The organism is Frigoribacterium sp. PhB24 (genome assembly GCF_003755185.1).
In the GTDB taxonomy this organism is placed as follows: Bacteria; Actinomycetota; Actinomycetes; order Actinomycetales; family Microbacteriaceae; genus Frigoribacterium.
In genome coordinates this window covers 25,224-50,035 of the sequence record NZ_RKIC01000013.1, presented here as the reverse complement: position 1 = coordinate 50,035, position 24,812 = coordinate 25,224, and the positions used below count along the sequence as shown (strand labels likewise).

The 24,812-nt window shown below is 71.9% G+C and carries 28 protein-coding genes, 1 tRNA gene and 1 pseudogene; 23 read left to right on the top strand and 7 right to left on the bottom strand.

What is annotated here, in order from left to right:
* Positions 1-49: 49 nt before the first annotated feature.
* Positions 50-673 (bottom strand): superoxide dismutase, encoded by a 624-nt coding sequence (locus EDF50_RS11900; protein WP_123519947.1) that lies wholly within the window; start codon positions 671-673, stop codon positions 50-52.
* 187 nt (positions 674-860) lie between these two features.
* Here EDF50_RS11900 and EDF50_RS11895 point away from each other — a divergent pair, with 187 nt between their 5' ends.
* From EDF50_RS11895 to EDF50_RS11885, 3 genes are all read left to right on the top strand, one after another.
* Entirely contained in the window at positions 861-1,439 is a 579-nt protein-coding gene (locus EDF50_RS11895) for a molybdopterin-dependent oxidoreductase (RefSeq protein WP_123519767.1), read from the top strand.
* Entirely contained in the window at positions 1,436-2,335 is a 900-nt protein-coding gene (locus tag EDF50_RS11890; protein ID WP_233570613.1) for an FAD-binding oxidoreductase, read from the top strand. The genes EDF50_RS11895 and EDF50_RS11890 overlap by 4 nt, the downstream gene beginning before the upstream one ends.
* A 170-nt stretch (positions 2,336-2,505) precedes the next feature.
* Positions 2,506-3,867, top strand: a complete 1,362-nt coding sequence (locus EDF50_RS11885; RefSeq protein WP_123519766.1) for a lytic polysaccharide monooxygenase — start codon at positions 2,506-2,508, stop codon at positions 3,865-3,867.
* Positions 3,868-4,040: 173 nt separating this feature from the next.
* On the opposite strand, the gene EDF50_RS11880 is transcribed toward EDF50_RS11885, so the two are convergent.
* Positions 4,041-4,718, bottom strand: a complete 678-nt coding sequence (locus tag EDF50_RS11880) for an SDR family NAD(P)-dependent oxidoreductase (protein ID WP_199738773.1) — start codon at positions 4,716-4,718, stop codon at positions 4,041-4,043.
* 145 nt (positions 4,719-4,863) lie between these two features.
* On the opposite strand from EDF50_RS11880, the gene EDF50_RS11875 reads away from it, so the two are divergent.
* The gene (locus tag EDF50_RS11875) at positions 4,864-5,325 is read left to right on the top strand and encodes a DUF3817 domain-containing protein (RefSeq protein WP_233570611.1); all 462 of its coding nucleotides are present in this window, start codon (positions 4,864-4,866) and stop codon (positions 5,323-5,325) included.
* 110 nt (positions 5,326-5,435) lie between these two features.
* Positions 5,436-6,281, top strand: a complete 846-nt coding sequence (locus EDF50_RS11870; protein WP_123519763.1) for a tryptophan-rich sensory protein — start codon at positions 5,436-5,438, stop codon at positions 6,279-6,281.
* A 133-nt stretch (positions 6,282-6,414) separates the two neighbouring features.
* Here EDF50_RS11870 and EDF50_RS11865 read toward each other — a convergent pair whose 3' ends face one another.
* Positions 6,415-7,452: an aldo/keto reductase gene (locus EDF50_RS11865; protein WP_123519762.1), complete on the bottom strand. Its 1,038-nt coding sequence runs from the start codon at positions 7,450-7,452 to the stop codon at positions 6,415-6,417.
* Positions 7,453-7,627: 175 nt separating this feature from the next.
* On the opposite strand from EDF50_RS11865, the gene EDF50_RS11860 reads away from it, so the two are divergent.
* Positions 7,628-8,677 carry a helix-turn-helix transcriptional regulator gene (locus EDF50_RS11860; protein WP_233570609.1) on the top strand — a complete coding sequence of 350 codons (1,050 nt, stop codon included), beginning with the start codon at positions 7,628-7,630 and terminating at the stop codon, positions 8,675-8,677.
* A 257-nt stretch (positions 8,678-8,934) separates the two neighbouring features.
* Here the strand turns inward: EDF50_RS11860 and dcd are convergent, their stop codons facing one another.
* Positions 8,935-9,522 carry a dCTP deaminase gene (gene dcd, locus EDF50_RS11855; RefSeq protein WP_123519760.1) on the bottom strand — a complete coding sequence of 196 codons (588 nt, stop codon included), beginning with the start codon at positions 9,520-9,522 and terminating at the stop codon, positions 8,935-8,937.
* Positions 9,523-9,571: 49 nt separating this feature from the next.
* Between dcd and EDF50_RS11850 the strand changes: the two genes are divergently transcribed.
* From EDF50_RS11850 to EDF50_RS11830, 5 genes are all read left to right on the top strand, one after another.
* Positions 9,572-10,552: an NAD(P)H-quinone oxidoreductase gene (locus EDF50_RS11850; protein ID WP_123519759.1), complete on the top strand. Its 981-nt coding sequence runs from the start codon at positions 9,572-9,574 to the stop codon at positions 10,550-10,552.
* 211 nt (positions 10,553-10,763) lie between these two features.
* Complete coding sequence (locus EDF50_RS11845) at positions 10,764-11,318, top strand: RNA polymerase sigma factor (RefSeq protein WP_370453995.1); 555 nt, start codon at positions 10,764-10,766, stop codon at positions 11,316-11,318.
* Entirely contained in the window at positions 11,315-11,998 is a 684-nt protein-coding gene (locus EDF50_RS16700; RefSeq protein ID WP_158612706.1) for an Asp23/Gls24 family envelope stress response protein, read from the top strand. The genes EDF50_RS11845 and EDF50_RS16700 overlap by 4 nt, the downstream gene beginning before the upstream one ends.
* A complete protein-coding gene (locus EDF50_RS11835; protein ID WP_123519756.1) occupies positions 11,995-12,507 on the top strand; it encodes a hypothetical protein in 513 nt (170 codons plus the stop codon). Before EDF50_RS16700 ends, EDF50_RS11835 begins: the two co-directional genes overlap by 4 nt.
* A gap of 98 nt (positions 12,508-12,605) precedes the next feature.
* A tRNA-Gly gene (locus tag EDF50_RS11830) sits at positions 12,606-12,676 on the top strand.
* Here EDF50_RS11830 and EDF50_RS11825 read toward each other — a convergent pair.
* Positions 12,668-13,399 (bottom strand): phosphatase PAP2 family protein, encoded by a 732-nt coding sequence (locus tag EDF50_RS11825; RefSeq protein ID WP_123519755.1) that lies wholly within the window; start codon positions 13,397-13,399, stop codon positions 12,668-12,670. The genes EDF50_RS11830 and EDF50_RS11825 overlap by 9 nt on opposite strands.
* A gap of 115 nt (positions 13,400-13,514) precedes the next feature.
* Here EDF50_RS11825 and EDF50_RS11820 point away from each other — a divergent pair, with 115 nt between their 5' ends.
* The 8 genes from EDF50_RS11820 to EDF50_RS11790 all read left to right on the top strand — a co-directional run bounded on the left by EDF50_RS11820 (position 13,515) and on the right by EDF50_RS11790 (position 19,854).
* Entirely contained in the window at positions 13,515-14,642 is a 1,128-nt protein-coding gene (locus tag EDF50_RS11820) for a DUF6177 family protein (RefSeq protein WP_123519754.1), read from the top strand.
* Complete coding sequence (locus EDF50_RS11815) at positions 14,632-15,066, top strand: hypothetical protein (protein WP_123519753.1); 435 nt, start codon at positions 14,632-14,634, stop codon at positions 15,064-15,066. The genes EDF50_RS11820 and EDF50_RS11815 overlap by 11 nt, the downstream gene beginning before the upstream one ends.
* On the top strand, positions 15,063-15,455 hold the full coding sequence (locus tag EDF50_RS16695; RefSeq protein WP_158612705.1) for a DUF6507 family protein: 393 nt from the start codon (positions 15,063-15,065) through the stop codon (positions 15,453-15,455). Before EDF50_RS11815 ends, EDF50_RS16695 begins: the two co-directional genes overlap by 4 nt.
* Positions 15,452-17,713, top strand: coding sequence for a TNT domain-containing protein (locus EDF50_RS11810; RefSeq protein ID WP_158612704.1), 2,262 nt, complete (start codon positions 15,452-15,454; stop codon positions 17,711-17,713). The genes EDF50_RS16695 and EDF50_RS11810 overlap by 4 nt, the downstream gene beginning before the upstream one ends.
* A 13-nt stretch (positions 17,714-17,726) precedes the next feature.
* The gene (locus EDF50_RS11805; protein ID WP_123519751.1) at positions 17,727-18,062 is read left to right on the top strand and encodes a hypothetical protein; all 336 of its coding nucleotides are present in this window, start codon (positions 17,727-17,729) and stop codon (positions 18,060-18,062) included.
* Between the two features lie 63 nt (positions 18,063-18,125).
* Entirely contained in the window at positions 18,126-18,410 is a 285-nt protein-coding gene (locus tag EDF50_RS11800) for a hypothetical protein (RefSeq protein WP_148076830.1), read from the top strand.
* Positions 18,411-18,618: 208 nt separating this feature from the next.
* Entirely contained in the window at positions 18,619-19,200 is a 582-nt protein-coding gene (locus tag EDF50_RS11795) for a hypothetical protein (RefSeq protein WP_123519749.1), read from the top strand.
* Positions 19,201-19,398: 198 nt separating this feature from the next.
* A complete protein-coding gene (locus EDF50_RS11790) occupies positions 19,399-19,854 on the top strand; it encodes an SRPBCC family protein (RefSeq protein ID WP_123519748.1) in 456 nt (151 codons plus the stop codon).
* A 73-nt stretch (positions 19,855-19,927) separates the two neighbouring features.
* Here EDF50_RS11790 and glsA read toward each other — a convergent pair whose 3' ends face one another.
* Entirely contained in the window at positions 19,928-20,866 is a 939-nt protein-coding gene (glsA, locus tag EDF50_RS11785; protein WP_123519747.1) for a glutaminase A, read from the bottom strand.
* A gap of 245 nt (positions 20,867-21,111) precedes the next feature.
* On the opposite strand from glsA, the gene EDF50_RS11780 reads away from it, so the two are divergent.
* Positions 21,112-21,339 carry a hypothetical protein gene (locus EDF50_RS11780; RefSeq protein ID WP_148076829.1) on the top strand — a complete coding sequence of 76 codons (228 nt, stop codon included), beginning with the start codon at positions 21,112-21,114 and terminating at the stop codon, positions 21,337-21,339.
* Positions 21,340-21,459: 120 nt separating this feature from the next.
* Positions 21,460-21,801: pseudogene (locus EDF50_RS11775) on the top strand (PDDEXK nuclease domain-containing protein); the annotation flags it as partial.
* Here EDF50_RS11775 and bla read toward each other — a convergent pair.
* On the bottom strand, positions 21,707-22,666 hold the full coding sequence (gene bla / locus EDF50_RS11770) for a class A beta-lactamase (RefSeq protein WP_123519744.1): 960 nt from the start codon (positions 22,664-22,666) through the stop codon (positions 21,707-21,709). The pseudogene EDF50_RS11775 and the gene bla overlap by 95 nt on opposite strands.
* A gap of 96 nt (positions 22,667-22,762) precedes the next feature.
* Here bla and EDF50_RS11765 point away from each other — a divergent pair, with 96 nt between their 5' ends.
* Together EDF50_RS11765 and EDF50_RS11760 are read left to right on the top strand one after the other, a co-directional pair.
* Positions 22,763-23,722, top strand: coding sequence for an ABC transporter ATP-binding protein (locus EDF50_RS11765; RefSeq protein WP_199738765.1), 960 nt, complete (start codon positions 22,763-22,765; stop codon positions 23,720-23,722).
* A 107-nt stretch (positions 23,723-23,829) separates the two neighbouring features.
* Positions 23,830-24,804, top strand: a complete 975-nt coding sequence (locus tag EDF50_RS11760; protein ID WP_233570633.1) for an iron-siderophore ABC transporter substrate-binding protein — start codon at positions 23,830-23,832, stop codon at positions 24,802-24,804.
* Positions 24,805-24,812 lie beyond the last annotated feature (8 nt).

The window sequence follows — 24,812 nt, the reverse complement described above, 5'->3', positions numbered from 1 at the left end:
TGCCCCGGCAGCGCGGAGGCTGCCGGGGCACCGGGTCACGCGGGAGTGCTTAGAAGCCGGTGATGAGGCCGTCAGTCTTGGTCGTCGCGGCGGCGAGGCGCGCCTCGACGTTGCTCCAGTTCACGATGTTCCAGAAGGCCTTGACGTAGTCGGCGCGCACGTTCTGGTAGTCGAGGTAGTAGGCGTGCTCCCAGACGTCGAGCATGAGCAGGGGGACGAGGCCGAACGGCACGTTGCCCTGCTGGTCGAAGAGCTGGAAGACGCTGAGGCGCTGGCCGAGCACATCGTAGGCGAGCACCGACCAGCCCGAACCCTGCACACCGAGCGCGGTGGCGGTGAAGTGGGCCTTGAACTTCTCGAGGTCGCCGAAGTCACGGCCGATGGCCTCGAGCAGGTCGCCCGTGGGCTCACTGGTCTCGGGGGTGAGGTTCGTCCAGAAGATCGAGTGGTTGACGTGGCCGCCGAGGTTGAAGGCCAGGTCTTTCTCGAGCTTGTTGACGTTGGCCAGGTCACCCGTCGAGCGGGCCTCGGCGAGGGCGGCGTTGGCCGTGTTCGCGCCGGTGACGTACGTGTTGTGGTGCTTGGAGTGGTGCAGCTCCATGATCTTCGCGCTGATGTGCGGCGCCAGTGCGGAGTAGTCGTAGGGCAGATCGGGCAGGGTGTACTCAGCCATGTGGGGTCCTTTCGAGTTGACCTGCACCCACCGTACGACCTCCACCCATGGCGGGGTCAACGTTCTCCCAGCGCGGACGCAGCCACGGGGCCCCACGTCGTCGGAGGTCGTGCGTAGGCTGACGGGCGCACGACGCACCCACCGACGACCCCCGGTGCACACCGAGCACACCCCGAGGAGGCGCACCATGGCAGGATTCACCGGCTTCGGCAGGCGGCGCGCGGCCGACCCGCGACTGCCCCCTGGGCAGTACCTCGAGAGCGGGTTCCCCGTGCTGTCGGCCGGCCCGACACCGAACATCAAGCGGTGGGAGCTCCAGGTCGCGACCGAGACCGGGCACCGCTCGCTCAGCTGGGCCGACTTCCAGGCGTTGCCCCACGAGGCGATCGAGACCGACATCCACTGCGTCACGAGCTGGTCGAAGCTCGGTACGCACTGGCGCGGCGTCTCGCTCGACACGCTCTTCGACGGTCTCGACACCACCCACGAGTTCGCGATGGCGACCAGTCACGGCGGATACACGACCAACCTGCCGCTGAGCGAGCTGCTCGGGGGCAAGGCCTGGGTGGTCGACACCTACGAGGGGCAACCGCTGCACGCCGAGCACGGCGGGCCCGCCCGCCTCTTCGTGCCGGGACTCTACTTCTGGAAGAGCGCGAAGTGGCTGCAGGGCATCCAGACCATGGCGACCGATCGCCGCGGTTTCTGGGAGAGCATGGGCTACCACCCGCACGGCGACCCCTGGCAGGAAGAACGGTACGCGTGACCGACGGCGACGTCGGGCTCGACTCGGCGGGTGACCCGTACGCCTGGCTGCCCGCCGTGGTCGTCTCGTCCGTCGCGCAGACGTCGCGGGCCCGGTCGCTGACCCTGGCGGTGCCCGGTCTGCGCTCGGCGAGGGCCGGTCAACACGTCGACCTGCGACTGACCGCCGACGACGGCTACACGGCCGTGCGGTCGTACTCGCTCAGTGACGTCCGGGCCTCGAACGACGCCGGTTCAGGAGGCGCGGGCCGGGTCCCGCGGATCGAGGTCACGGTCGAGCGGTTCGACGACGGCGAGGTCTCGCCCTACCTGGTCGATGCGGCCGAACCCGGCGACCCGATCGAGGTGCGCGGACCGATCGGCGGGTGGTTCGTCTGGCCGCCGACCGAGTTCGAGCCCGACTCGGCGGTGCACGCGGTGCTGCCCGAGCCCGACGGGGCGGCCCCTCCGACGTCGGCCCCCGTGCAACTGATCGGTGGCGGGTCGGGCGTCGCACCGCTGATGGCGATGGTGCGGGCACGAGGCCGGGACGCGCCCCCGATGCGGTTGCTCGCCTCGGTGCGCGACCCGGGCTCCCGGTGGTTCGTGACGGAGCTCGACGAGGCCGCGCGCGCCTCCTCGGCTCGTGCCGCGTCGGGGCCGCACTCCGCTGCGGGCGAGGGGCCCGGCTCCTTCGCCGTCGACTGGGTGCACAGCCGCGAGGCCCCCGAGGGGCACGCCCGCCGGGCCGGCCGGCTCACCCGCGACGAGCTCGGGCGGCTCGTGCTGCCCGCCTCCGAGCACCCGTTGGTCTACGTCTGCGGGGCGAACTCGTTCGTGGCGGTCGTCGCGGGCTGGATGGTCGAACTCGGGCACGCGCCGACCCGCGTCCGCACCGAGCGCTTCGGCGGCGTCTGAGCCGGGGTCGAGAGTCCCCCGCGTGAGGTCCGCGAGCGGCGGCCGACTCGCGTGCCCGGGGTGGACTGCGTCTCGTGCCCCCCGCCCCCTCGTGCCTGGCAGGAACTTCTTAGACTCTGTACTTAACATTTCGCACGCAAGATTCATCAGCGATCGAAAAGGTGTTGAGCATGAAGAAGAAGAACAGATTCGTGGCCGGGGTCGTCGCCTGTGGCGTGCTGGCCGGCGTCTCCACCCTCGGACTGACGACCGCCGCCAGCGCGCACGGCTGGGTCGGTGCCGAGGGGTCGCAACTCATCGCTCGCCAGGCCATGCCGGCGAACGCCGGGCTGGTCGGCGCGGCCGCCTACGACAAGCAGTCGTTCGAGGCTCCCAAAGGCTTCCCCGCGGACGGGCCGGTCGACGGCCATCTGCCGTCGGCCGGCGTCGCCGCGTTCTCTCAGGTGGACGAGCAGAAGGCGGACCTGTGGGCGAAGAACGAGATCCAGGCAGGGCCGGTCGAGATCGACTGGAAGTACACGGCGCCGCACAAGACGTCTCAGTGGCGGTACTACATCACCAAGAACGGCTGGGACCCGAACGCTCCCATTAAGCGGTCGGATCTGCAGCGCATCTCGACCATCAAGCACGACGGCAGCGAGGCCACCACGAACCCGAAGCACTTCGTCGACGTCCCGGCGGACCACCAGGGCTATCACGTGATCTATGCCGTCTGGGACGTCGCCGACACCCCCAACGCCTTCTACAACGCCATCGACGTCGACATCGAGGGCGCGGCCGCACCGGACACCCAGGCTCCGTCGACGCCGTCGGGACTCAGCGCCCATCACGTCGCCACGACCTCGGCCACGATCCGGTGGAAGGCCTCGACGGACGACGTCGGCGTGGCCGAGTACCGCGTGCTCAGGGACGGCAAGGTCGTCGGTTCCGTCTCCGCCCCGGAGTTCACCGACACGGGGCTCTCGGCGAAGACGGCTTACGAGTACCAGGTGCAAGCGCTCGACGCGGCGGGGAACGTCTCGGGCACGAGCCACGCGCTCAAGGTCACCACGAAGGCGTTGCCGACGAAGGACGAGACCGCACCCACCGTGCCGACCGGCCTGCACACCATGGCCGTCGAGCCGCGGCTCGTCACGCTGATGTGGACCGCGTCGGTCGACGACGTCGGCGTGGACCACTACGTCGTCACCCGGACCAAGGGCCACGAGGTCAAGACCTTCCCGTCGACCGCGACCATGTTCGACGACACCACCGTGAAGCCTGGCGCGCAATACCACTACACGGTGCGCGCCGTAGATGCCGCGGGCAACGAGTCCGGGCACGGCACGGCGCTCGAGGTGACCACGCCGAAGGCCGACGGTGCCGACGACGGCAACCAGGTCTCGGCTCCGCGCTGGGACGCGTTCGGTACGTACGCGAAGGGCGACGTCGTCGCGCACGACGGCCGCCTCTTCGAGGCCGTGCAGGGCAGCAAGGGCGCGGGCGACCCGAACTGGATCAACGCGCCCTCCCTGTGGAAGCCGCTCTCGTGATCGCGGCCGGCGCACGCTGAGGCCGGTACGTCTCGGATCAGCGAAGAACGCCGTTTCGAACGATGGACCCAGAACGAACGGGGTTCATCGCTCGAAACGGGGTTCACGGCGCCACCGGCGAGACCCGGGCGTCGAGACCCGGGCGGCGAGGCCCGGGCGGCGAGGCCCGGGCGTCAGGCGGGCGTGCCCTTCTCGGGCGCCGTGGTGCGGAACTCGCCGCGCGTGACGTGCTGCCGCCAGAGCAGCTCGGCCAGCGCCTCCGGGCTCTTGTCCCGGCTCTCGGGCTCGATGCCGCCGGGGATGATCAGCTGCCCGACGTGGATGCCCTCGTCGGCGAGCTCGTCGTGCAGCAGCTGCGCGTACGCGGTCAGGCCGGCGAACGCGATGGACGTCCCGGTGACCTTCGCCCCCGGCGTGACGGCCGAGCCGCCGTTGACGAAGAGGATGGTGCCACCGCCGTCGGGCAAGAAGCGCATGCCGGGCAGCACCTGGTGCACCGCCGCGACCGGCCCGTAGATCGAGAACTCGACCGGGCCGACCAGGTCGGCGGGCATGGTCTCGAGCACCGGACGCATGAAGTCCTTCTGTGGCAGCGGGCTGTACTGCATCACCTGGATCGGTCCGAGCCGTTCGGTCGCCTGCTCGAGCGCGGCGGCGATGCTCGCCGGGTCGCGCACGTCCGCCGTGAAGCCCTGGGCGGTGATCCCGTCGGCTTCGAGCTCGGCGGCGAGGGCGTCGAGCCGGCCCTGGTTCCGCGAGATGAGCGCGACGCCGAAACCCTCCGCGCCGAATCGTCGGGCCACGGCAGCGCCGAGCCCCTTGCCTGCTCCGATGATCGCGAGTGTCGTCATGGGTCCCATCAAACCGAGGAGGCGCGGTGCGGCACCCAGCCAGAGGGGTACGCGGGCGGCGAGTCCGGGGGAGCAGGGCTGGTGTCCAGCCGGTGGCTGCGAGCATGGACGAGTACCCCGTCGGCCCCCTCACCAGGAGCAGCTCGTGTCGCCTCGCGCCCTCTTCCGTTCGTTCGCCGTCGCCGAGGTGGTGACCTGGTCGCTGCTCATCGTGGGCATGATCCTCAAGTACGCGGTCGGGCTGGGTGACTGGCCGGTGAGCGTGGCCGGGCCGATCCACGGCTTCGTGTTCCTCGCGTACCTCGTGGCCGGGGTCGTCGTCGCGGTGAACCAGCGCTGGTCGGGCGGCGTGACCCTGGCCGCCCTCGCCAGCGCCGTGGTGCCCTTCGCGTCGTTGCCCGTCGAGCGCTGGATCGACCGCCGCGGCCTCCTGGCGGGGGCCTGGCGCCGCACGGCCACGGACGACCCGCGCGACCGGCGTCCGCTCGACCGGCTGCTGCGCTGGATGCTCGGGCACCTCGTGCTCGCCCTCGTGCTGCTGGCCGTCGCCGTGGTCGTCGTCTTCGTGGTGCTGCTGATCGCGGGGCCGCCCGTCCCGGTGGGCTGACCGCCCGGCCGCCCGTCCAGGTGCGTTCACCGCCCGCCCGCACCGCGCCTCCCTGGCAATCCTCTTAGCAACTAAGAGATCTGCGGGCCGGCGCGACTAGCGTCCCTGTCATGACCGCCGACACGAGCAACCGCCCCCCTGCCGAAGCCGCGACGTCCCGAGACGTCGTCCGCCAGATCGTCGTGGTCGTCACCGCGGTGCTCGCGATCGTGCTGGCCGCCTACGGTTCGGGAGCCTTCGGTGGCGTCTCGGTGTCCGACGCGGCAGGCGGTGCGCTCAGCGCGACCGCCACGACGGTCGCCCCCGCGACCACGGCCTTCGGCATCTGGAGCGTCATCTACCTCGGCCTCGTCGCCTACGCCGTCTACCAGGCCCTGCCCGGCCAGCGCGCCGTGACCCGGCACCGTCGCCTGGGCTACTGGGTCGCGGCCTCGCTGGTGCTGAACGCCGCGTGGCTGGTCGCCGCCGTGCAACTCGGCAGCGTCTGGCTGGGCGCCGTCGTCATCGTCGTGCTGCTGCTCGTGCTCGCGCGCGTCTTCGTCATCCTGTTCCACACCGCGTCGAGCGGGTGGGTCGACGCGGTCGTCACCGACGGCACGCTCGGCCTCTACCTCGGCTGGGTCAGCGTCGCGACCGTCGCCAACATCGCCGCCGGCTTCGTCGACGCGGGCTTCGACGGCTTCGGCATCGGAGCCGGGTTCTGGTCGTCGGTCGTGCTCGGCGTGGCCGCCCTCGTCGGCATCGTGCTCGCCCTCGCCGGACGGGGTCGCATCACTCCGGCGCTGTCGCTGTCGTGGGGGCTCGCCTGGATCGCGGTCGGTCGTCTGGCCGGCGAGCCCGAGAACGTGGTCGCCGGGGTGGCCGCGATCGTCGCCGCCGCCGTCGTGCTCGTCGTCACGATCGCCGTGCGGGTCGCCCGGGGCCGCGTCGGCGCCACCGCGTCGCTGCAGCGTTGAGCCGCCCCGGTCGGTACGGCACCAGCGGATGGGCACCGCGCCAGGCGAAAACCTGGCGCGGTGCCCATCTCGTGGTGTCGTGTCGCGACCGTGGGGGGCGCGGTGCCTGCAGGAGGCGCGGCGCGCCTCCTGGTCAGCGGCCGCCGGTGATCTTGCGGTCGCGCTGGGCGACGCCTGCCGTGCCGTAGGGGTAGTCGTCGACGCGAGGTGCGCTCGCCGCGGTGAGGCGGGCGACCTCGTCGTCGGTGAGGGCCGCGGCCAGCGCCGACGAGCCGAGGTTGTCGTCGAGTTGCTCGACCGTCCGGGCGCCGAGGATCACCGAGGTGACCGCGGGCTGCCGGAGCAACCACGCCAGTGCGACCTGCGAGGCCGAGGCGTCGTGCGCGGAGGCGATCGAGGTGACCGCCTCGAGGACGGTCCAGGTGCGCTCGTCCGCGTTGCGCGCCTCCCAGGCCTCCATGCCGCGCTTCGGGTCCTCGCCGAGGCGGGTGGCGCCCGTCGGCGCCTGATCGCGGACGTACTTGCCGCTCAGCCAGCCGCCGGCGAGCGGTGACCAGGGCAGCAGGCCGATGCCGGCGTCGAGCGAGGCCGGGACGACCTCGTGCTCGATGTCGCGCACGAGCAGGTTGTACTGCGGCTGCAGCGTCACGGGCGGGGCGAAGCCGAGCGCCTCGGCCCGGCCGACGGCCTTCGTCACCTGCCACCCGAGGTAGTTCGAGAAGCCGTAGTAGCCGATCTTGCCTGCGGAGATCGCGTCGTCGAGGAACCGCAGGGTCTCGTCGATCGGGGTGAGGTGGTCCCAGGCGTGCATCTGGTAGAGGTCGACGTGCTCGACGCCGAGCCGGGTCAACGAGGCGTCGAGGGCCTTGGCGAGGTGCCGACGCGACAGGCCGACGTCGTTGGGCCCGTCGCCCATCGGGAAGCGCCCTTTCGTCGCGAGCACGACCTGGTCGGCGTCGGTCGGGTGGCTCGCCAGCCAGCGGCCGATGATGCTCTCGCTGGTGCCGGCACTGTAGACGTCGGCCGTGTCGACGAGCGTGCCACCGCCGGTCACGAAGGCGTCGAGGATGGCGTGCGAGGTCGGTTCGTCGGCTTCGGCGCCGAACGTCATGGTGCCGAGTGTCAGCTCCGACACCGAGGCACCGCTGTTTCCGAGGGTTCTGTAGTCCATGACCCGACGCTACGCGTGCCGGGACCAGGCCGCCGGGGCGTCGGCGACCTCACGGACGCGGGCACGCCCGGTTCGTCTGGTGGATAATCGCGAGATGGTCCTCCGACGCCGACGTCGGGCCCGACCGAGCCGGGACCAACCACCCCGGATCAGCTCCCACCCCAGGAGAACGACCGTGTCATCAGTCTCACCCGAGGTGGCGGCAGCCGCCGCCGGATCAGCCTCTGCCTACCTGCCGGGCCCGTCGTCGATGCCCCCCGCGGCCCACGTCGACCCCCGGGTCCGAAGCGTGACCACCCGCGACCGCGACGTCGCGCATGCCCTGATCCGCAAGAACTACAAGATCACCCGACTCGAGGGCGAAGGTCCCGAGCCGTTCGTCTACAGCCGGGCCGTGTCGGGTGACACCCGGTTCGCGCTGTGCCGTTTCGAGTACCGGCGTGGTCGGCTGCTGACCGAAAGCGACCCCGCGGGGTTCCTCGTGGCGGGCGGGGTGATGGCGGGCCGGTTGGCGATGCGGACGCGGGACCACGAGATCCGCGTCGAGCCCGGGGCCCCGTTCGCGTTCCCCTCGCACGACGCCAAGACCATGGAGTCGTTCGACCTCGTGCTCGGCCAGGTGATGCTCGACCGCGCCGCCGTCGAACGCGAGCTGGGTGCCATGCGGCTGGCGGCCCCGGGTGGCCTGCGGTCGACGGCCACCGAGGCGGTGTCGGTCTCGATGGGCCGCTACTGGTCGGACCTCGTCACCCACGTGCACGAGAACGTCATCCGCAACGACGCCGCCATGGCGAGTGCCCTGGTGCGTGGCTCGGCGTTCCGGTCGCTCGTCGCGGCCTACCTCGAGACGTTCGAGACCAACGTCGTCGGCACGGGTGGCGACGACGGTCTCGCCCCCCTCCCGTCGACCGTGCGGCGCGCGCGCGAGTTCATCGAGCAGCACGCCCACGACGACATCGGCGTCGTCGAGATCGCCGAGGCGGCACGGGTGACACCGCGGGCCCTGCAGCTGGCGTTCCGTCGCCACCTCGACTCGACGCCGATGGCCGAGTTGCGACGGGCCCGACTGCGGGGGGCGCACGGCGATCTCGTCATGGCCGACCCGACCCTCGGCCACACGGTCGCGGGGGTCGCGCTCAGCTGGGGCTTCGCCCACGCCGGCCGGTTCGCCGCCCAGTACACGACCGAGTTCGGGCGTTCGCCCCGGGACACCCTCGAGTCCTGACGGGTGACTTTCCGCCGCCGCTTCGCAACCTGAGCTTTCGTTTCGTTTTCCGGACAGAGCTGGGTTTGCCCGTCAGGCAGAGAGCCGCAGAATGAAAAAGCCTCGCGGTGACAGGTTCAGGACCGCGAGTCACAGCGCACGAGATCGACGTCGGGTTTCTCTCGTGTCGCCGGGGTGCGGAGGGAGTCGGGTTCCTTCCGCACCCCTTTCTCGTCCGTGGAGGGGAGTCGCCCGTCGAGATCGGTCTCGCGCCGAGGTCAGTCGCGGGCGGAGACGTCCGTGTGCACGAAGTTCTGAGACGACCGGCTGGCGGTCGGACCGCGCTGACCCTGGTAGCGCGAGCCGTATTCGGACGAGCCGTAGGGGTGCTCGGCCGGCGAACTGAGCTTGAAGAAGCAGAGCTGGCCGATCTTCATGCCGGGCCAGAGCTTGATCGGCAGGGTCGCGACGTTCGACAGCTCGAGCGTGACGTGGCCTCCGAAGCCGGGGTCGATGAAGCCGGCGGTCGAGTGCGTCAGCAGACCCAGGCGCCCGAGCGAGCTCTTGCCCTCGAGCCGGGCCGCCACGTCGTCGGGCAGGCTGACGAACTCGTAGGTGCTGCCCAGCACGAACTCGCCCGGGTGCAGGATGAACGGCTCGTCGGCCTTGGCCTCGACCAGGCGGGTCAGCTCGGGTTGCTCGTCGGCCGGGTCGATGAACGGGTACTTGTGGTTGTCGAACAGACGGAAGAGCCGGTCGAGACGCACGTCGATGCTCGACGGCTGGATCAGCGTCGGGTCGTAGGGGTCGAGGCCGATTCGCCCGGCGTCGAGTTCGAGCTTGATGTCACGGTCGGAGAGCAGCACGCGACAAGACTAGTCAGCGCGCGGGGGGCCACGGGGGGAGGATGGAGGCATGCGTGCCATCACCGTCCCCGTGCCCGGAGGGCCCTCCGCCCTCGTCGTCTCCGAGGTGGCCGAGCCGGTGCCCGGCCCCCGCGAGGTCGTGATCGACGTCGCCGCCGCCGGGGTCAACCGAGCCGACGTGAACCAGCGCGAGGGCCACTACCCGTCGCCCGCCGGGGCGCCGTCCTGGCCCGGGCTCGAGGTCAGCGGCACCGTCGTCGCGACCGGCGAGCACGTGACCACCGCGGCCGTCGGCGACTACGTCGTGGCCCTGCTGCCCGGCGGCGGATACGCGGACCGCGTGCAGGTCGACGAGGGGCTCGTGCTGCCCCTGCCCCGAGGCGTCGACCTGGTCGAGGCGGCCGGCCTGCCCGAGGCCGTCGCCACCGTCTGGTCGAACGTGTTCATGAGCGCCGGGCTGAAACCGGGCGAGACCCTTCTCGTGCACGGCGGCGCCAGCGGCGTCGGCTCGATCGCCATCCAGATGGCCGTGGCGCTCGGCTCGACCGTCTACGCCACCGCCGGGTCGGCCGACAAGACGTCGTTCTGCGAACAGCTCGGCGCCGCCCGCGGCATCGACTACAAGACCGAGGACTTCGTCGCGGTCGTCGACGAGCTGACCGAGGGCCGCGGCGTGGACGTCGTGCTCGACCTGGTCGGTGGCGACTACATCGCCCGCGACGTCGAGGCGCTCGCCGTGAACGGCCGCGTCATGGTGATCGCCGTGCAGGGCGGGGCGTCGGCCACGATCGACCTGTCACGGCTGATGGCCAAGCGCGGTCGGGTCTGGGCGACCACGCTGCGCGCCCGCTCGCTCGACGAACGTCGCGCGATCATGGCCGAGGTGCGCGACCACGTCTGGCCGCTGGTCGAGGCCGGGTCGGTGCGACCGGTGCTCGACAGCGTCTACCCGCTCGAGTTCGTCGCCACGGCCCACAAGCGCATGGAGTCCGGCGGGCACAGCGGCAAGATCCTGCTCGCCGTCCGCTGAGCCGAGGAGGCGCGGGTCGTCAGGCCACGGGGCCGTCGGCGCCGTCGACGCGCCGGGGAACCGGTACCGGTTCAGGTGGTTCCGGTGTATCCAGGGATGAGACGCGTTCCGGCGTTCGGACGTCACGGAACCCGTCGGTACTTTTCCACGGGTCGCGACCCGCGCCTCCTCGTCCGGGGGCCGGTCGGACGCAGCGCCAGAGGGGGTGGGCATGTCGGCAGACCTGACCGAGGCCTCCGACGCCGTGCTCGCGTCACGTGCCGCCGAGGGGGACGAGCGGGCCTTCGAGGTGCTGCTGCGGCGGCACCTCGGGCTGATGACGGCCTACGCCACCCGGTTGACCGGCTCACGAGCCGACGCGACCGACGCGGTGCAGGAGGCGTCGATCACGATCTGGCGTGAACTGCCGACCCTGCAGACGCCCGCCGCGGCCAAGGGCTGGATGATGCGCATCGTGTCACGGAAGGCCTTCGACCTGATCCGGTCGCGACGCCTCACCGACGACGTCGACGACCTCGAACTGCCCTCGGCGACGCCGACGACCGATCCGGAACGCCAGGCGGCGTCGAACGACGCCATGGAGGCGCTGCGCGCGGCACTCGCCCGACTCCCCGCCGCCCAGCGGCGGGTGTGGGCGCTGCGTGAGGTCGGCGGCGAGTCGTACACCGAGATCGCCGAACGGACCGGCGCCACCGTGACCGCGGTCCGGGGGCAGCTCGCCCGGGCCCGAGAGACCCTGACCCGCGAGATGGAGGCCTGGCGATGAGTGACCGTCCACACGGCACCGACCACGCCCACGAGGACCCGACGCCACCCGACGTGGCCGTGGACCTCAGCGGGTCCGTCGAGGCCGACCCCGCGCCCGACGAGCCCGTCGAGGGCGACGACGACGGCATCTCGCCCGAACGTCTCGTCGACTACCTCGACGCCGGTCGGCAGCCGTACGACCCCGAGATCGAGGAGTCACCCGAGGCCAGGGCCCAGCTCGCCGCCCTCGAGCGCCTCCGGGCCATGGGCGCCCGGCTCCTCGAGTCCGACGCCGCCACGACGCCCGCGCCGGACCCGAGCTGGATCTCGGGCGTGATGGACCGCGTGCGCCTCGAGTCGCGGGCCGGACGGCAGATCCCGCTCGCCTCGATCGACGACCGGTCGACCCTGCACATCACCGAGGGCGCCGTCCGGGCGCTCATCCGCGAGGCGGGCGACGGCGTCGACGGCGCCCTGGTCGTCTCGTGCACGATCCACGGCGACGTCGGCGTTCCCGGGGCGCTGGTCCGGGTCGAGGTCGTCGTCAGCGGCCTGTTCGGCGAACCCCTGCCCGCGCTCGCCGAGGCGGTGCGGACGGCCGTGTCGTCGAGCCTGTCCCGTCAGACCGAACTGACCCTCGAGAGCGTGGACGTCGTCGTCGACGACGTCCACCTGCAGAGCGGAGGAGGCGCGACATGAGCGACGACGACGGCCTGCGGGCCCGCATCAGCCCGGCCGACCTGTCCTTGCTCGCCGCCGAGCTCGGCGAGATCGCGGCGTCGGTCGACGGCGTCGTGCACGTCCGGGCCCGGCCCGGCTTCGGGAGCGTCGTGCGGTCGGCCCTGCAGGGGCTGAGCACCGTCGTCGGTGGCGGAGGGGTCGTGGGCTCCACCGTGCAGAGCGACGACTCGGTCGCCGCCGCGTCGGGCGCCCCGCCGGCGCCCGACGTGCCCGACGCCGAGCGCGCCGACCCGTCCTCGGTCGAGGCCGCCGCGGCCGCGGCCCCCGGGCGGCCCGTGCCGGTCGTGGGCATCGCCGTGGCCGACCTCGAGACCCGCATCACCCTCGACATCGCGGTCGACGAGAGCGGCTCCGGGCCGCTCGTGGCCCGTGCGGTCGCCCAGGCGCTGCTCGACCGGGTGAGCGGGGAGCCCGTTCCGCCGGCCTCGGTCGACCTGCGCATCGTCTCGGTCGCGACCGGGGCCTGAGCGCGCCTCCTGCCGGCGGTGCCACACGCTCGGCAGGGCACGGGGAGCACAGGAGGCGCGGGCCGCTATAGTGGTCTGACGCGCCCTCGAGGCGCCGCGCGAGTGTAGTTCAATGGTAGAACTTCAGCTTCCCAAGCTGATAGCGCGGGTTCGATTCCCGTCACTCGCTCTCTTCCCTCCGAGGCGGCTGGTCGAGACGCAGCCACAGGCGGTGCGCGATCACCAGCACCGCCAGCCAGGCCAGGGCCAGCAGCCACGCGGCCACCACGTCGGTCAGCCAGTGGTGCCCGAGGTACACGCGGCTGAGGCCGATCGTCAGGGCGAACACGGCAGCCGCCGAGATGGTCAGTGCTCTCATCGACCGCCGGGTCTGCCGCAGCACCAGCAGGTAGGCGACGACACCGACGACGACCGTGGCGTTCAGGGTGTGCCCCGACGGGAACGACGCGCTCGTCTCGTACGGCGGCACCGCGTCCGACATCGGCGGGCGGTCCCGACCGAAGAGCTCTTTGCCGGCCTGGGTCATCAGCAACGAGCCGGCCCCCGCCGACAGGCCGAGCACGACCGGGACCCACTCCCGGCGGCGGACGGCGAGCACGACGACCACCAGCAGCCCCAGGATCGGCAGGGCGATCACGCCGGCGACGTTCGTGTAGACGGTCAGGGCGGTGTCCAGCCAGGGGGAGCGCGCCTCCATGGCCAGACGCAGGGTCGGCTGATCGAGCAGCGCGATGCTCTCGTCGTCGGTGACCGCGGCGTACACGTCCGAGAAGAGGTACGCCGCCCCGGCCATCACGACCAGCCCGACCACGAGCACGGCGGCGAACGTGCCGTGCCTCCGTACCCGTCGCCGTCGGTCGAGGCGGTGCTGGTCGGTGGCTGACGAAGACATCGTCCGAGTTTAGGCTCGGGCCGGTCGTCGGGGTACGGATGCGTGGGGCGTTCGGCGGACCGCGCCCGAGGGCGCGGAGCCGTACGATGGACGTCGCCGCTACCGGGGGGAAGCCATGACCGACGATGCCACGACATCCGTGAAGCTGCTGCACCCCCTGCTCGACACGCACGGGCCCGGGTGGGTCGAGTCGCGGTCGAGCAAGCCCGTGGTCGGGGTGTCGAGCGGCCTCTCGGCCCTCTTCGTCGACTGTGCCGAGTTCGGTACCCGCGTCGCGCTCGTCACGGGCCCGGAGTCGCGGCTCACGTACTCGCTGTTCCATCTGCTCGACGTCCTCGGCGGGGTCTGGCTGACCCGCGCCTCCGACGGTTCGCTGCGTCGGGCGGTCACGCTCGAGCCGCTGCGGTCGCCGGCGCACGGGCTCGGCGTGACCGAGGACGGCTACCCGCTGCCACGCGACGAGGCCCCGTCGGCGGTCCGACTCGACGCAGGGCGCTCGGTCGACCCCGACGCCGTCCCCTGGACGCAACTCGCCGTCGTCACGCATCACCGGGCGAGGGCCGAGGCCCGGCTCGGTGGGACCCTCGAACGACTCGTCGAGGCCCTCGCACCCGGCACACGGACCCTCTGGGGGACGACCGAGCCGGCCACCGCGATCTGGGACCGTGACTTCTTCACCGCCGCGGCGCGCAGCCGCATGCCGTCCGAGACACGGTTCCACGTGGCCGGCGGCGACGCCTCAGGGCCGAGGTACCGCGGGTGGGTGCGCGTCTCGCGCAGCGACGACGGGGTCGTCGAGGAGACCCGGATCGTCGTGACCGGTGCCGTCGCCCCGGGTGTCGTCGCGGACGCCCTCGCCGACGTGGCCGGCCGACAGCAGGTCCTCCTGGCCACGGCGTGGTCGATGTCCGGCCGGGCCGACGCGACGGTGTCCGCCCACGACCGGGTGGCGCCGCAGCCGGTGGCCGCCGTCATCGGGGCCCGGAGCGTGCGGGGCATGCACCTGGACGTCGAGGGTCTCGTCCGTCGGGTGGGCGGACGGGTGCTCGGGTCGTCGCGGACGCCGTCGGTGCTCGTGTCGTTCGACGAGGGGCCGGCCGGTGATGCCGGCGCCGGTGCGGGTGCTGACGACGGTGCCGCCGCCGCCGCCCGCTGGCAGCGTTTCGCCGACGCGGTCGACGTCGTCGGTGCCGACGAGATCCTCGCCGCGATGACCCCGCCGGGGGTGCGCCGTGCCTCGTGAGTACACCGTGGTGACGCCCGGTCCCGTGACCGCCGTCGACGGCGCCCGTGCGGCCGCCGAAGTCGACCCGTACCTCGGCCTGGGCAAGCTCTGGAAGGGCGGCGGGCTGCAGATCGCGACCGACGACGGACTCGTGCTGGCCATCGTGCGCAGCACGTACGTCGAGGACCCGGCCGACGCGTCCGTCCTGCTCGGGGTGGACGTCGAGGCGGGCAGCTGGCTGACCGAGGCGTACGCGCCGGGCACCGACCCGGTGTCCGACGCGGTCGTCCAGGCGCTCGTCCGCAACACCGGGGGCCGGGTCGTCGTCGAGGCGGTGCCGGGCGGGCCGAGGCCCGCGACCGCGGCGCCCGCGACGCCCGCGACGCCGGCGACGCCGGCGACCGTGTCGCCGTCGACGACGAACGAGGGAGCAGGCGCATGAGTTCGTGGTCGATCTCGCCCAGCGGGGTGCAGGCGATCCTGGCCGACGTCCAGGTCTCGGCCGGCGACCTCGGCACGGCGGCCGAGGGTCTCGCGACCGGCCACGAGGAACTGAGCGGCGGCGTCGGCGACCTGCTCGTCGGCGTCGCCAACGCCGTGTTCGGATTGATCGAGTCCCAGACGACGACCCTCACGTCGGTCGTGAACCGCATCGACTCCTGCGGCGCCGGTGCTGCCGAGGCGACGATCGCCTACGTGGCCGGCGACGAGGAGATGGCGGCGAACGCGCAGTCCGCCGCGGTGACGGCCGCGTCCCAGGCGCCCGCCCTGGCGAACGAGCAGAGCGCCGCCGGCATCCCGCCCGCGTCGACCCCGGGGGTGCCGGGATGAGCCCCTCGCTGATCGTCCCCGGAGCGATCCCCGGCGTCACCATCGACGCGGCCGCGATCTCGGGGTCCGCCGCGACCTTCCGCAGCACGGCGACCGCGATCGCCGAGCAGGGTGCGGGGGTCGTCACGTCGTGGTCCGGGTTGTCGGGTGTCTACGCGGCGCCCGAAGCCGAGCAGTTGTTCGTCGCCATGGACCCGGTCGGCACGAGCACGCAGACCCTCGGCGACACGTTCGGCAAGGTCGCGACGCTGCTCGACGACCTGGCAAGCGCCGTCGCCGCGCCGGTCGCGCGGCTGAAGGAGCTCGTCACCGAGGCCGAGGCCTTCAACGCCGAGGTGTCCGGCGGCGTCACCTACAGCACCGAGAGCTACAACTCGTACATCTCGAGCGGGCCCGACGAGGTCACCGTCGAGTGGTACGACCACATCCCTTCTCGCAACCGCAACGACGAGCTGCTCGGCGAGGTGAACGCCGAGGTCGCCAAGATCGACGCCGCCCGCGCCGAGTGCGAGAACGGCATCAACGCGTTGCGCACCGACCCGATGTGCTTCCCCGAGCAGGTCGCGTTCACGGCCGAGCAGCTCGACTCGATGAAGGACCTGCCCTACGGTGCTCCGGGAGACCCGCACAAGACCTGTTCCGAGTCGATGGGGACGGGCCTCGGCATGTTCATCGCCGAGGCGGCCTACGGTGCCGGTGCCCTGGTCGGCTGGGACATCCAGGGCGGAACGGGCGTCACCAAGGAGTTCGGCCTGCAGGCCTGGAGCGGCCTGCTGCAGGGCCTGGGGGCCATCCTGATCACGAGTCCGGCGACGATCGCGCTGGCGTACGCACCCCCGGGTGCGGATTCGGCGCCCGCTCAGCCTGCGGTCGACTGGTACCGCTCCACGCTCGAAGGCGTCGTGCAGGGCATCGTCGGCACGCCCGAGATGTACGACGAGGACCCGGTCGCGGCCGGCACCTTCGCCACCCTCGGTGTGGCGTCGTTCTTCGTCCCGGTCGGAGGCGCGGCCGTCGGTGCGACGAAGGCGACGTCGGGCCTCGCGCGGCTCGGCGGCGCGGTCGAACGGGCCGGCCTCCGCGCCCCCGAGGGGTCGGCGTTGCGCAACGGCCTGACACACGTGGGACACGCCTTCACCGGCCTGTCGGAGCGCCTGAGGGTGCCGACCGACGGCCCCCGCTCGGCGGCCGGCGGGCCGGACTCCCCGTCGCGCTTCGGCGAGCAGCTCGACCGTCTCGACGACGTCGTCGACGTCCGCTCCGACGGCCTCGCACCCCCGCCCGCGCGGGTCGACGGCCCCGACACGACGCCCGGGCCGGTCCGCGGCGACGACGCGTCGGCCCCTCCGGTCCGCGAGGACGTGGCCGCCCCTCCGGTCCGCGAGGACGTGTCCGCCCCTCCGGTCCGCGACGACGTGTCCGCCCCTCCGGTCCGCGACGACGTGTCCGCCCCTCCGGTCCGCGAGGACGCAGGAGGCACGGGTCACGTCGACGACGCCCCCGCGGCCGGGCAGCCCGGTCGCGCCGACGGCGATGCCGGACCGGGTGGCTCGGGAGGCGGCGACGCCCCCGCTCAGCCAGCCCCGGTCAAGGACGCCCCGACGGGTCCGATCACCGACGTCACGGGGACGAGGGACCTCACCCCGATCATCGACGGTAGCTCGATGACCCGTAACCAGTTGGCCGACTACCTGGACGTGATGGACCCCAAGGCGGGTGCGGTGTTCCGGGACGAGGGCAAATGGCCGATCGAGCGGCAGGTACCTCGCGACACCAGCGTCCTCGGGCCTGACGGGAAAGTTTGGTGGGAGAAGTTGGCACCCAAGGAGGGGTTCGTGCGGCATGCGGACGGTAGCCCGATCCTGGCCCGCGACCCGGACATCCCCGTAGGTTCGATCATCGACCGCGAGGGTCCGGGCGACGGCCGGTTCACCTCTCCGCTCCTTCCGTCTGGGGAAAGCGTGCCGCACAGCTGGCGCGCCCTCCCGTGGGTCGAGGACACGGTCCACAGATACGAGGTGACCGGCGATCTGAACGACATCCGAGGTGCATACGACCGGTCGACCGATCCCGACGCCAAGGCTGCGGTGGACGTCATCATGGACAGGTACACCATGAGCTGGGACGACATCCATGTCCAGGCCGGAACGATAGCCTCGGCTTTCGGGGAACGGGGTGGCGGCATCCAGTACCGCATGCCCCTGGGCGTCGATCTGCTGATCGGGCTCGGCCTTCTGAAGGACATCACCATCACGTGAGGACGGAAGCGACATGACGACGCTCGAGGCTGCTGTGGCCACGATCGAGGCCGAAGGGCTCGACAGATTCCCTTACGTGATCGGAGACGATCACGGCAGTTCGACGAACGCTCTGGTCCTCACCCAGAAGGATGGCGTGTGGACTTCCTTCTCCACGAACGAGCGGGCCGGTGTCGAGGAGACCAGCATTCGCACCTACGAAGACCTGTCCCGCGCTCTGGACGACTTCCTGCGTCTCATGCGGCTGAGGGCAGACGAGGATGCGCTCATGTCGCGCATCAGGGAAAAGAACAGGATCGCCCACGAAACGTGGCAGCAGTCGCAGAACGGCCGGCTCGACGGGGCTTGACATGACTACCGTTGCAGCACCGCCGTCCCCGACCTCGGACGAGGACGACGGAGCGCGACCGACGTGAACGGACTCCGAGCAGAAGTGGAAGCGGCCGGTTTCGGTCATCTGAACTTTCTGATCGGTGACACGTCGCGACACGTCCCGGGCGCGCAGGTGATCGGGCAGATCGACGGGGTGTGGGTGACGTTCTTGCGCGACGAACGAGGTCTCGTCGAAGAGCTGACACTCGTCGAGCATCCGGACGAGCACTCTGCCGTGACGGAGTTCATGTCCCAGTTGCAGAACGCCGCCCGGTTGGAGGAGCTGCGGGCCGTCCTCGACGCAGGCCTGGAGCCCGATGACTGATCGTCGTTCTCGACCGACGAACGTGCCGGTGTCGAGGCGGCCAGCGTTCGCACCTACGAGGAACTCTCCGACGCCCTCGACGATTTCTTGCGTCTCATGAGGCCGAGGGCCGACGAAGACGCGCTCATGTCGCGCATCAGGGAGAAGAACAGGCTCGCCCACGAGACGTGGCGGGCGTCGCAAGACGACAGATCGGGGAGGGCCTGACATGGCGACGATCGAATCGGTGCACGCCGTCATGGCGGCAGAGGGCCTCGGCGGCCTGGGACACGTCATCGACGGTGACCACGCGAACAGCACGGACTGCCTCGTCGTCGCCCGACGCGACGGTGCCTGGGTGACCTTCTCCACCGACGAGCGCGCGACGGTCGTCGACGAGAGCGTGCGGACCTACCCGAGCGAGTCCGACGCCCTCGAGGACTTCCTCGTCCTCCTCCGGCTGAAGGGGCTACTCCGTGACCTGCACCGTGAGCGCGACCTCGAGCGCGACCGGTCGCGGACCCCGATGACCGACCTCGCGTCGCTGCCTGCGCAGATGGAGGCGGAGGGCCTGGACCGATTCCGCGTCGCTCTCGGTGACGTGTACCTCAGCCGCTCGGACTGTCTCGCCGTGGCCCGACGCGACGGTGTGTGGAGCACCTTCTTCGTCGACGAACGAGCTGCCGTGGAGGAACGGAGCCTGCATGCCTTCCCCGACGAGGTCTCGGCCGTGGCCGACTTCCTCGACCGCCTGAGGTCACAGCATCGCAAGCTCGAGATCCAGGACGAACTCCGAGACCGACGCCGATGAGCAGGAGAACCGTCGTGACGATGTCGGACCAGGCACGCGAGTAGTGTGAGGCCCCACGGTCGGCGGCGTCACCCGTCACCTGACCGTTGCCTCCGCACGTGGGCGAAGCCGACCCGCGCCTCCTACCGTTCACGACAGGGCACGACGCCGACTCGGCGTCGCCCGGAAATTCTGAACACCGTCAGCAAGGAGTGCACCATGGCACAGGCCATCGAGACCATCGACGTCAACGTTCCCGTCAGCGTCGCCTACAACCAGTGGACCCAGTTCGAGTCGTTCCCGAAGTTCCTCGACGAGGTCGAGTCGATCACCCAGACCACCCCCACCCTCACGGTGTGGAAGGTCAAGGTCGGACCGGTCGAGAAGACCTTCGAGGCCGAGATCACCGAGCAGCACCCCGACGAGCGCGTCGCCTGGAACAGCACGGGCGGCGAGGTCGACCACGCTGGCGTCATCACGTTCCACAAGCTGAGCGACACCGAGACGCGCCTCACGGTGCAGATCGATTGGACCCCCGAGGGCTTCCTCGAGAAGGTCGGCGGCACGCTCGGCGCCGACAACCACGCCATCAAGAAGGACCTCAAGAACTTCAAGGAGTTCATCGAGCGCGAGGGCAACGTCGACGGCGCCTGGCGCGGAGACGTCCAGGCCTGAGTCCGGCCTCGGGCCCGTCGAGGCCCCTGGTCGGCTCCTGTTTCCAGGATGCCCACCGGGGGCCTCGATCGTGTTAGCCGCCGAAGCCGAACGAGTGCAGGTCGTGCTCGTCGCTCAGCCGGCGGCTCAGTTCGGCACCGCGGACGCTCGTCCCCTGTTCGTCGATCGGCGGGCTGAACACCGCCGCCCCGAGCCGGTTCGGTGCCGACAGGACGATCGCGCCCGACACGCTCGACTTCGCCGGGACGCCGACGCCGCGCATCCAGCGGCCCGACCCGTCGTAGACGCCGCAGGTCGCCATGACCGACACCACGTCGCGGGCGACGCGGGCGCCGACGACCTGCTCGCCCGTCACCGGGTTGCGACCGCCGAACGCGAGCGTCGCGCCCATGACGGCCAGGGCCTCGGTGTCGACCAGCACTGAGCAGGCCCGCGCATAGAGCGCGACGGCGTCGTCGGCCGAGCGGTCCAGCGTGCCCTCCGACCGCATCAGGTGCGCCAGCGCGTGGTTGCGGTCACCGTGCAGCTGTTCCGACTCGCTGACCTCGCGGTCGTAGTCGACCTCGCGCCCCGCGAAGGCTCCGAGGCCCGCCAGGATGCGCGCCGTGCGCTCGTCGCAGGTGTCGCCGTCGACCAGGTTCGCCGTGAGCAGGGCTCCGGCGTTGACCATCGGGTTCGGCGGCCGCCCGGTGCCGCCCTCGAGCTTGATCGCGTCGAACGCCTCGCCGGTCGGCTCGATGCCGACCGCGTCGAGCGCCGCTCCGCCGGTGTCGGCGAGGGCGAGCGCGAAGAGGAACGGCTTGACCGCCGACTGGATCGAGAACGCGTGACCGGAGTCGCCGGCCGCGACCACCTCGCCGGTGGGCCGCGCCACGGCGACCCCGAACAGCTCGGGGTCCGCCTCGGCGAGCTGGGGGATGCTGTCGTCCACCGCGCCTCCTCGGGTCGACAGGACGGAGGCGCGCAGGGCCTCGAGGGACGCGGCGTCGGACGACGGGGTGGGGGACGGCATTCCTCCACCCTGACAGGCGGAGGCCCCTGCGTCCGGGCCCACGACCCGTCGCCGGCGGTCGGGTGGGGTACGCGCCGGGGGACGAGGAGCACGCTGGGCCCCCGTCGTCAACCCCGCGCGTTGTCAGGTCGGGTGTCTACCGTGCACCCCGTCGGACCGCGCAGGGGCGGGCCGCGAGAGAGGCGACGATGCTCATCGAGGGTGGCGGATCGCGGTCGGGCACGGCCTGGCGGGGGCGTGGGCCCGTGGCCAGCGCACTCGACCTGCGGCTCGACGTCGTCGGGCGCGGTCGCTGGCGCGTCGTGGACGTCCGTCGGTCCGAACGCGGTGCCCTCGTCGTCGTCGGCACGGTCGCACGGACGGAAGCGGGCTACGAGCTCACCCTCACCGCAGCCCCCGAACGCCGCTGGTGGTGCACCGACCTCTCGAGCGCCCTCGACACCGTCGTGCGCGCCTCGTGGAACGCTCGCTAGCCCCGCCTCCGCCGACCTCGGCGCCACGGGGCAGGAGATGTCCTCCCTGCCGAGTCGACGCGCCGTTCCTGCCCACTCGGGCGCGACACGCGACGCGGGTCAGGAGGTGCCGGCCGGCTCGGCTTCTACGTCGCCGTCGTCGACGACACCATGCGGCGTGACTTCCACCGTCCCACCGGGGGAATCCTGATCTGCGGCGGCCGGAACGACCACACGGTCCGCCATGCGCTCGGGCACACCGCATCCGCTCTCGCCGTGTCGACCTACACGGACGACTCGCTGCCCGAAGCCGAGCGCCAGGCGTTGCCCACGGCGGAACGGGTCACCGCGGCGCTCGACTGGACTGGCATCGAGGGGCCTCGTCGGGTCAGCGAGCGGCGGCGACGGCGGCGAGGGCGATGCGGGCGGCCTCGGCGACGAGGGCGTCGTCGTACTTCGCGGCGGGGTCGTTGCGCGTGGTGAGCACCGAGATGACCACGGGGTCGCCCGACGGGGGGACCACAATCGCGACGTCGTTGCGGATGCCGCCCGCGCCTCCGGACTTGTCGGCGACCTGCCAGCCGTCGGGGGCTCCGGCGCGGATCAGGGTGTCGCCGGTGGCGTTGCCCGACATCCACTCGAGCAGGGTGGCGCGGTCGTCGGCTTCGAGCCAGTCGCCGTCCGTGACGCGGGCGAGGGTCGCCGTGAAGGCCGCGGGCGTGGTCGTGTCGGCCGTGCTGCCCGGGGTCAGCGTGTTGAGCTCGGGCTCGGAGTGGACGACGTCGGTCACGTCGTCGCCCTGCGCGGCGAGGGCGGCGTCGAGCCCCGCGGGGCCGCCGAGCTCGGTCAGCACGAGGTTCAGCGCCGTGTTGTCGCTCTGCCGCACGGCCGCCTCGGCCAGCTGTCGCAGCGGCAGCCCGTCGGTGACGTGCTCGCTGGTCAGCGGCGAGTACCCGGCGGCGTCGACATCGGCCTGGGTCCAGGTGACGACGCGGTCGAGGGCGGCGTCGTCGGTCGCGTCGAGCAGGGCCGCCGCGGCGAACGCCTTGAGGCTCGACGCGTAGCCGAAGCGTTCGTCAGCGCGGTGGTCGAGGGTCGCGCCCGAGCCGGTGTCGAGCACGCTCAGGCCGATCCGTGCGTCGTACCGCGTCTCGAGGTCGGTCAGGGCGGCCTCGACCTCGGGCGTCGCGAGGTCGGGCGCGGCGATCGGGCTGGGCAGGGGGACCGGCGTGTCGCTCGCGCTCGGGGTGGGTGCCGGCGCCCCGGGCGTCGAGCAGGCGGCGAGGCCGAGGCCCAGGCCCAGGCCGAGGGCGGCGGCGGTCAGGAGGGTCGTCGTCCGTGAGGTCATCGGTCCAGTCTCGCCGATGCCCCGGGAGGCGCGGGTCGGCTCGACGTCGAGAGGCCGGGTTGCGGCACCGGGGTGAGGTTAGGCTAACCTAAACCCGTGACCACCGACCTGCCCGCCGCGGCCACCGCATCCGCCTCGGCCGCCCTCCGCGCCGACGACGTCTCGGTCGCCTACGACGGCGTCGACGTCGTCCGCGGCGCCCGTCTCGAGCTGCGTCCCGGCTGCGTCACGGCCCTCGTCGGCCCGAACGGCAGCGGCAAGTCGACCCTGCTGCGCACCCTCGCCCGCCTGCAGAAGCCACGGACGGGTTCGCTGACCCTCGCCGCGCCTCCTGCGAGAGTCGAGTGGTCCGAAAACGTCGTTCGTGCGCACGGGAAGGACGATTCGGGACCACTCGACCGGCCCGACGCGAGCGAGGGTGCGGGCCCGGGCGAGACCCTCGACGGGTTCGAGCTGTCGCTGCGGCAGTTCGCCCGGCGCGTCGCGCTGCTGACGCAGGGGCGCCCGACCCCCGGCGGCCTCGGCGTGCGCGACGTCGTCGAGTTCGGCCGCTACCCGCACCGCGGCCGCTGGGGGCGTTCCGACCCCGACGGTCCCGCCGCCGTCGACCGGGCGCTCGAGCTGACCGGCGTCGCCGACCTCGCCGACCGCGGCGTGGACCAGCTCTCGGGCGGCCAGCTGCAGCGCGTCTGGCTCGCCAGTTGCCTCGCGCAAGACACGGGGGTGCTGCTGCTCGACGAGCCCACGACCTACCTCGACCTGCGCTACCAGGTCGAACTGCTCGACCTGGTGCGCGACCTGGCCGACTCGGGCCGCATCGCGGTCGGCGTCGTCCTGCACGACCTCGACCAGGCCGCCGCGCTCGCCGACCGCATCGTCGTGCTGAGCGAGGGCCGCATCGTCGCCGAGGGCGACCCCGTCGACGTGCTGACACCGCGCCTCCTGACCGACGTCTGGGGCATCCGCATCGACGTCGACACCGACCCCACCACCGGCCACCTGCGCACCCGCGCGATCGGCCGACACCACAGCCGGGCCGAGACGCCCGTCCGATGAGAGAGACACCACCTGTGACCCAGCGCCCGTCCACGACGCCCCGCTACACCCCGACCTCCGGTGGCCCCGCCTCCGGCACCCCGGCCCGCCGTCCCGCGGCCCGCCGACTGCTGACCGTGACCGCCCTCGCGGCCGCCGCGGCCCTGACCCTCGCCGGCTGCGGCACCACCGAGTCGGCCGACGCCGGCTCGAGCTCGGGCAGCGGCGAGCAGATCACCCTGACCGACGGCACGGGGGCCGAGATCACCCTCGACGGCCCGGCGACCACGGTCGTCGGCACCGAGTGGAACGTCGTCGAGGACCTCGTCGCCCTCGGCGTCGAGCCCGTGGGCGTCGCCGACGTGAAGGGGTACACCGAGTGGGACTCGGCCGTGCCGCTGACCAACGAGCCGACCGACATCGGCACCCGCGGCGAGCCGAGCCTCGACACCGTCGCGTCGCTCGCACCCGACCTGATCGTCGCGACCGACGGCCTGAGCGCCGACGCCGTGACGCAGCTGAAGGAGATCGCTCCCGTGCTGCAGGTCACCTCGGCCGACGCCTCGCGTCAGATCGAGCACAGCATGGACAACCTCGACCTCATCGCCAAGGCGACCGGCACCGAAGACAAGGCGACCGAGGTCAAGAAGCAGTTCACCGACGCCGTCGCGTCGGGCAAGCAGGCCCTCGCCGACGCCGGGCTCGCCGGCACGCCGTTCGCCTTCGCCGACGGCTACGTCGACGCCGGTCAGGTCAGCATCCGCCCCTACGCACAGGGCTCGCTCGTCGCCGACGTCACCGAAGAGCTCGGCCTCACCAACGCCTGGACCGTCGAGGGCGACGAGGCGTACGGCCTCGCCACGACCGACGTCGAGGGCCTGACGCAGCTGCCGGCCGACGTGCGGTTCCTCTACATCGACAACACGGCCGCCGGTGCCGACGACCCGTTCGCGGTGTCGCTCGCCTCGAACGCCGTGTGGACGTCGCTGCCGTTCGTGCAGTCCGGTGACGTGCACCGCCTCGACGACGGCATCTGGATGTTCGGGGGCCCCGCCGCGATGACCGCCTACGTCGACTCGCTGGTGTCGACCCTGACGAAGTAACCGGCACC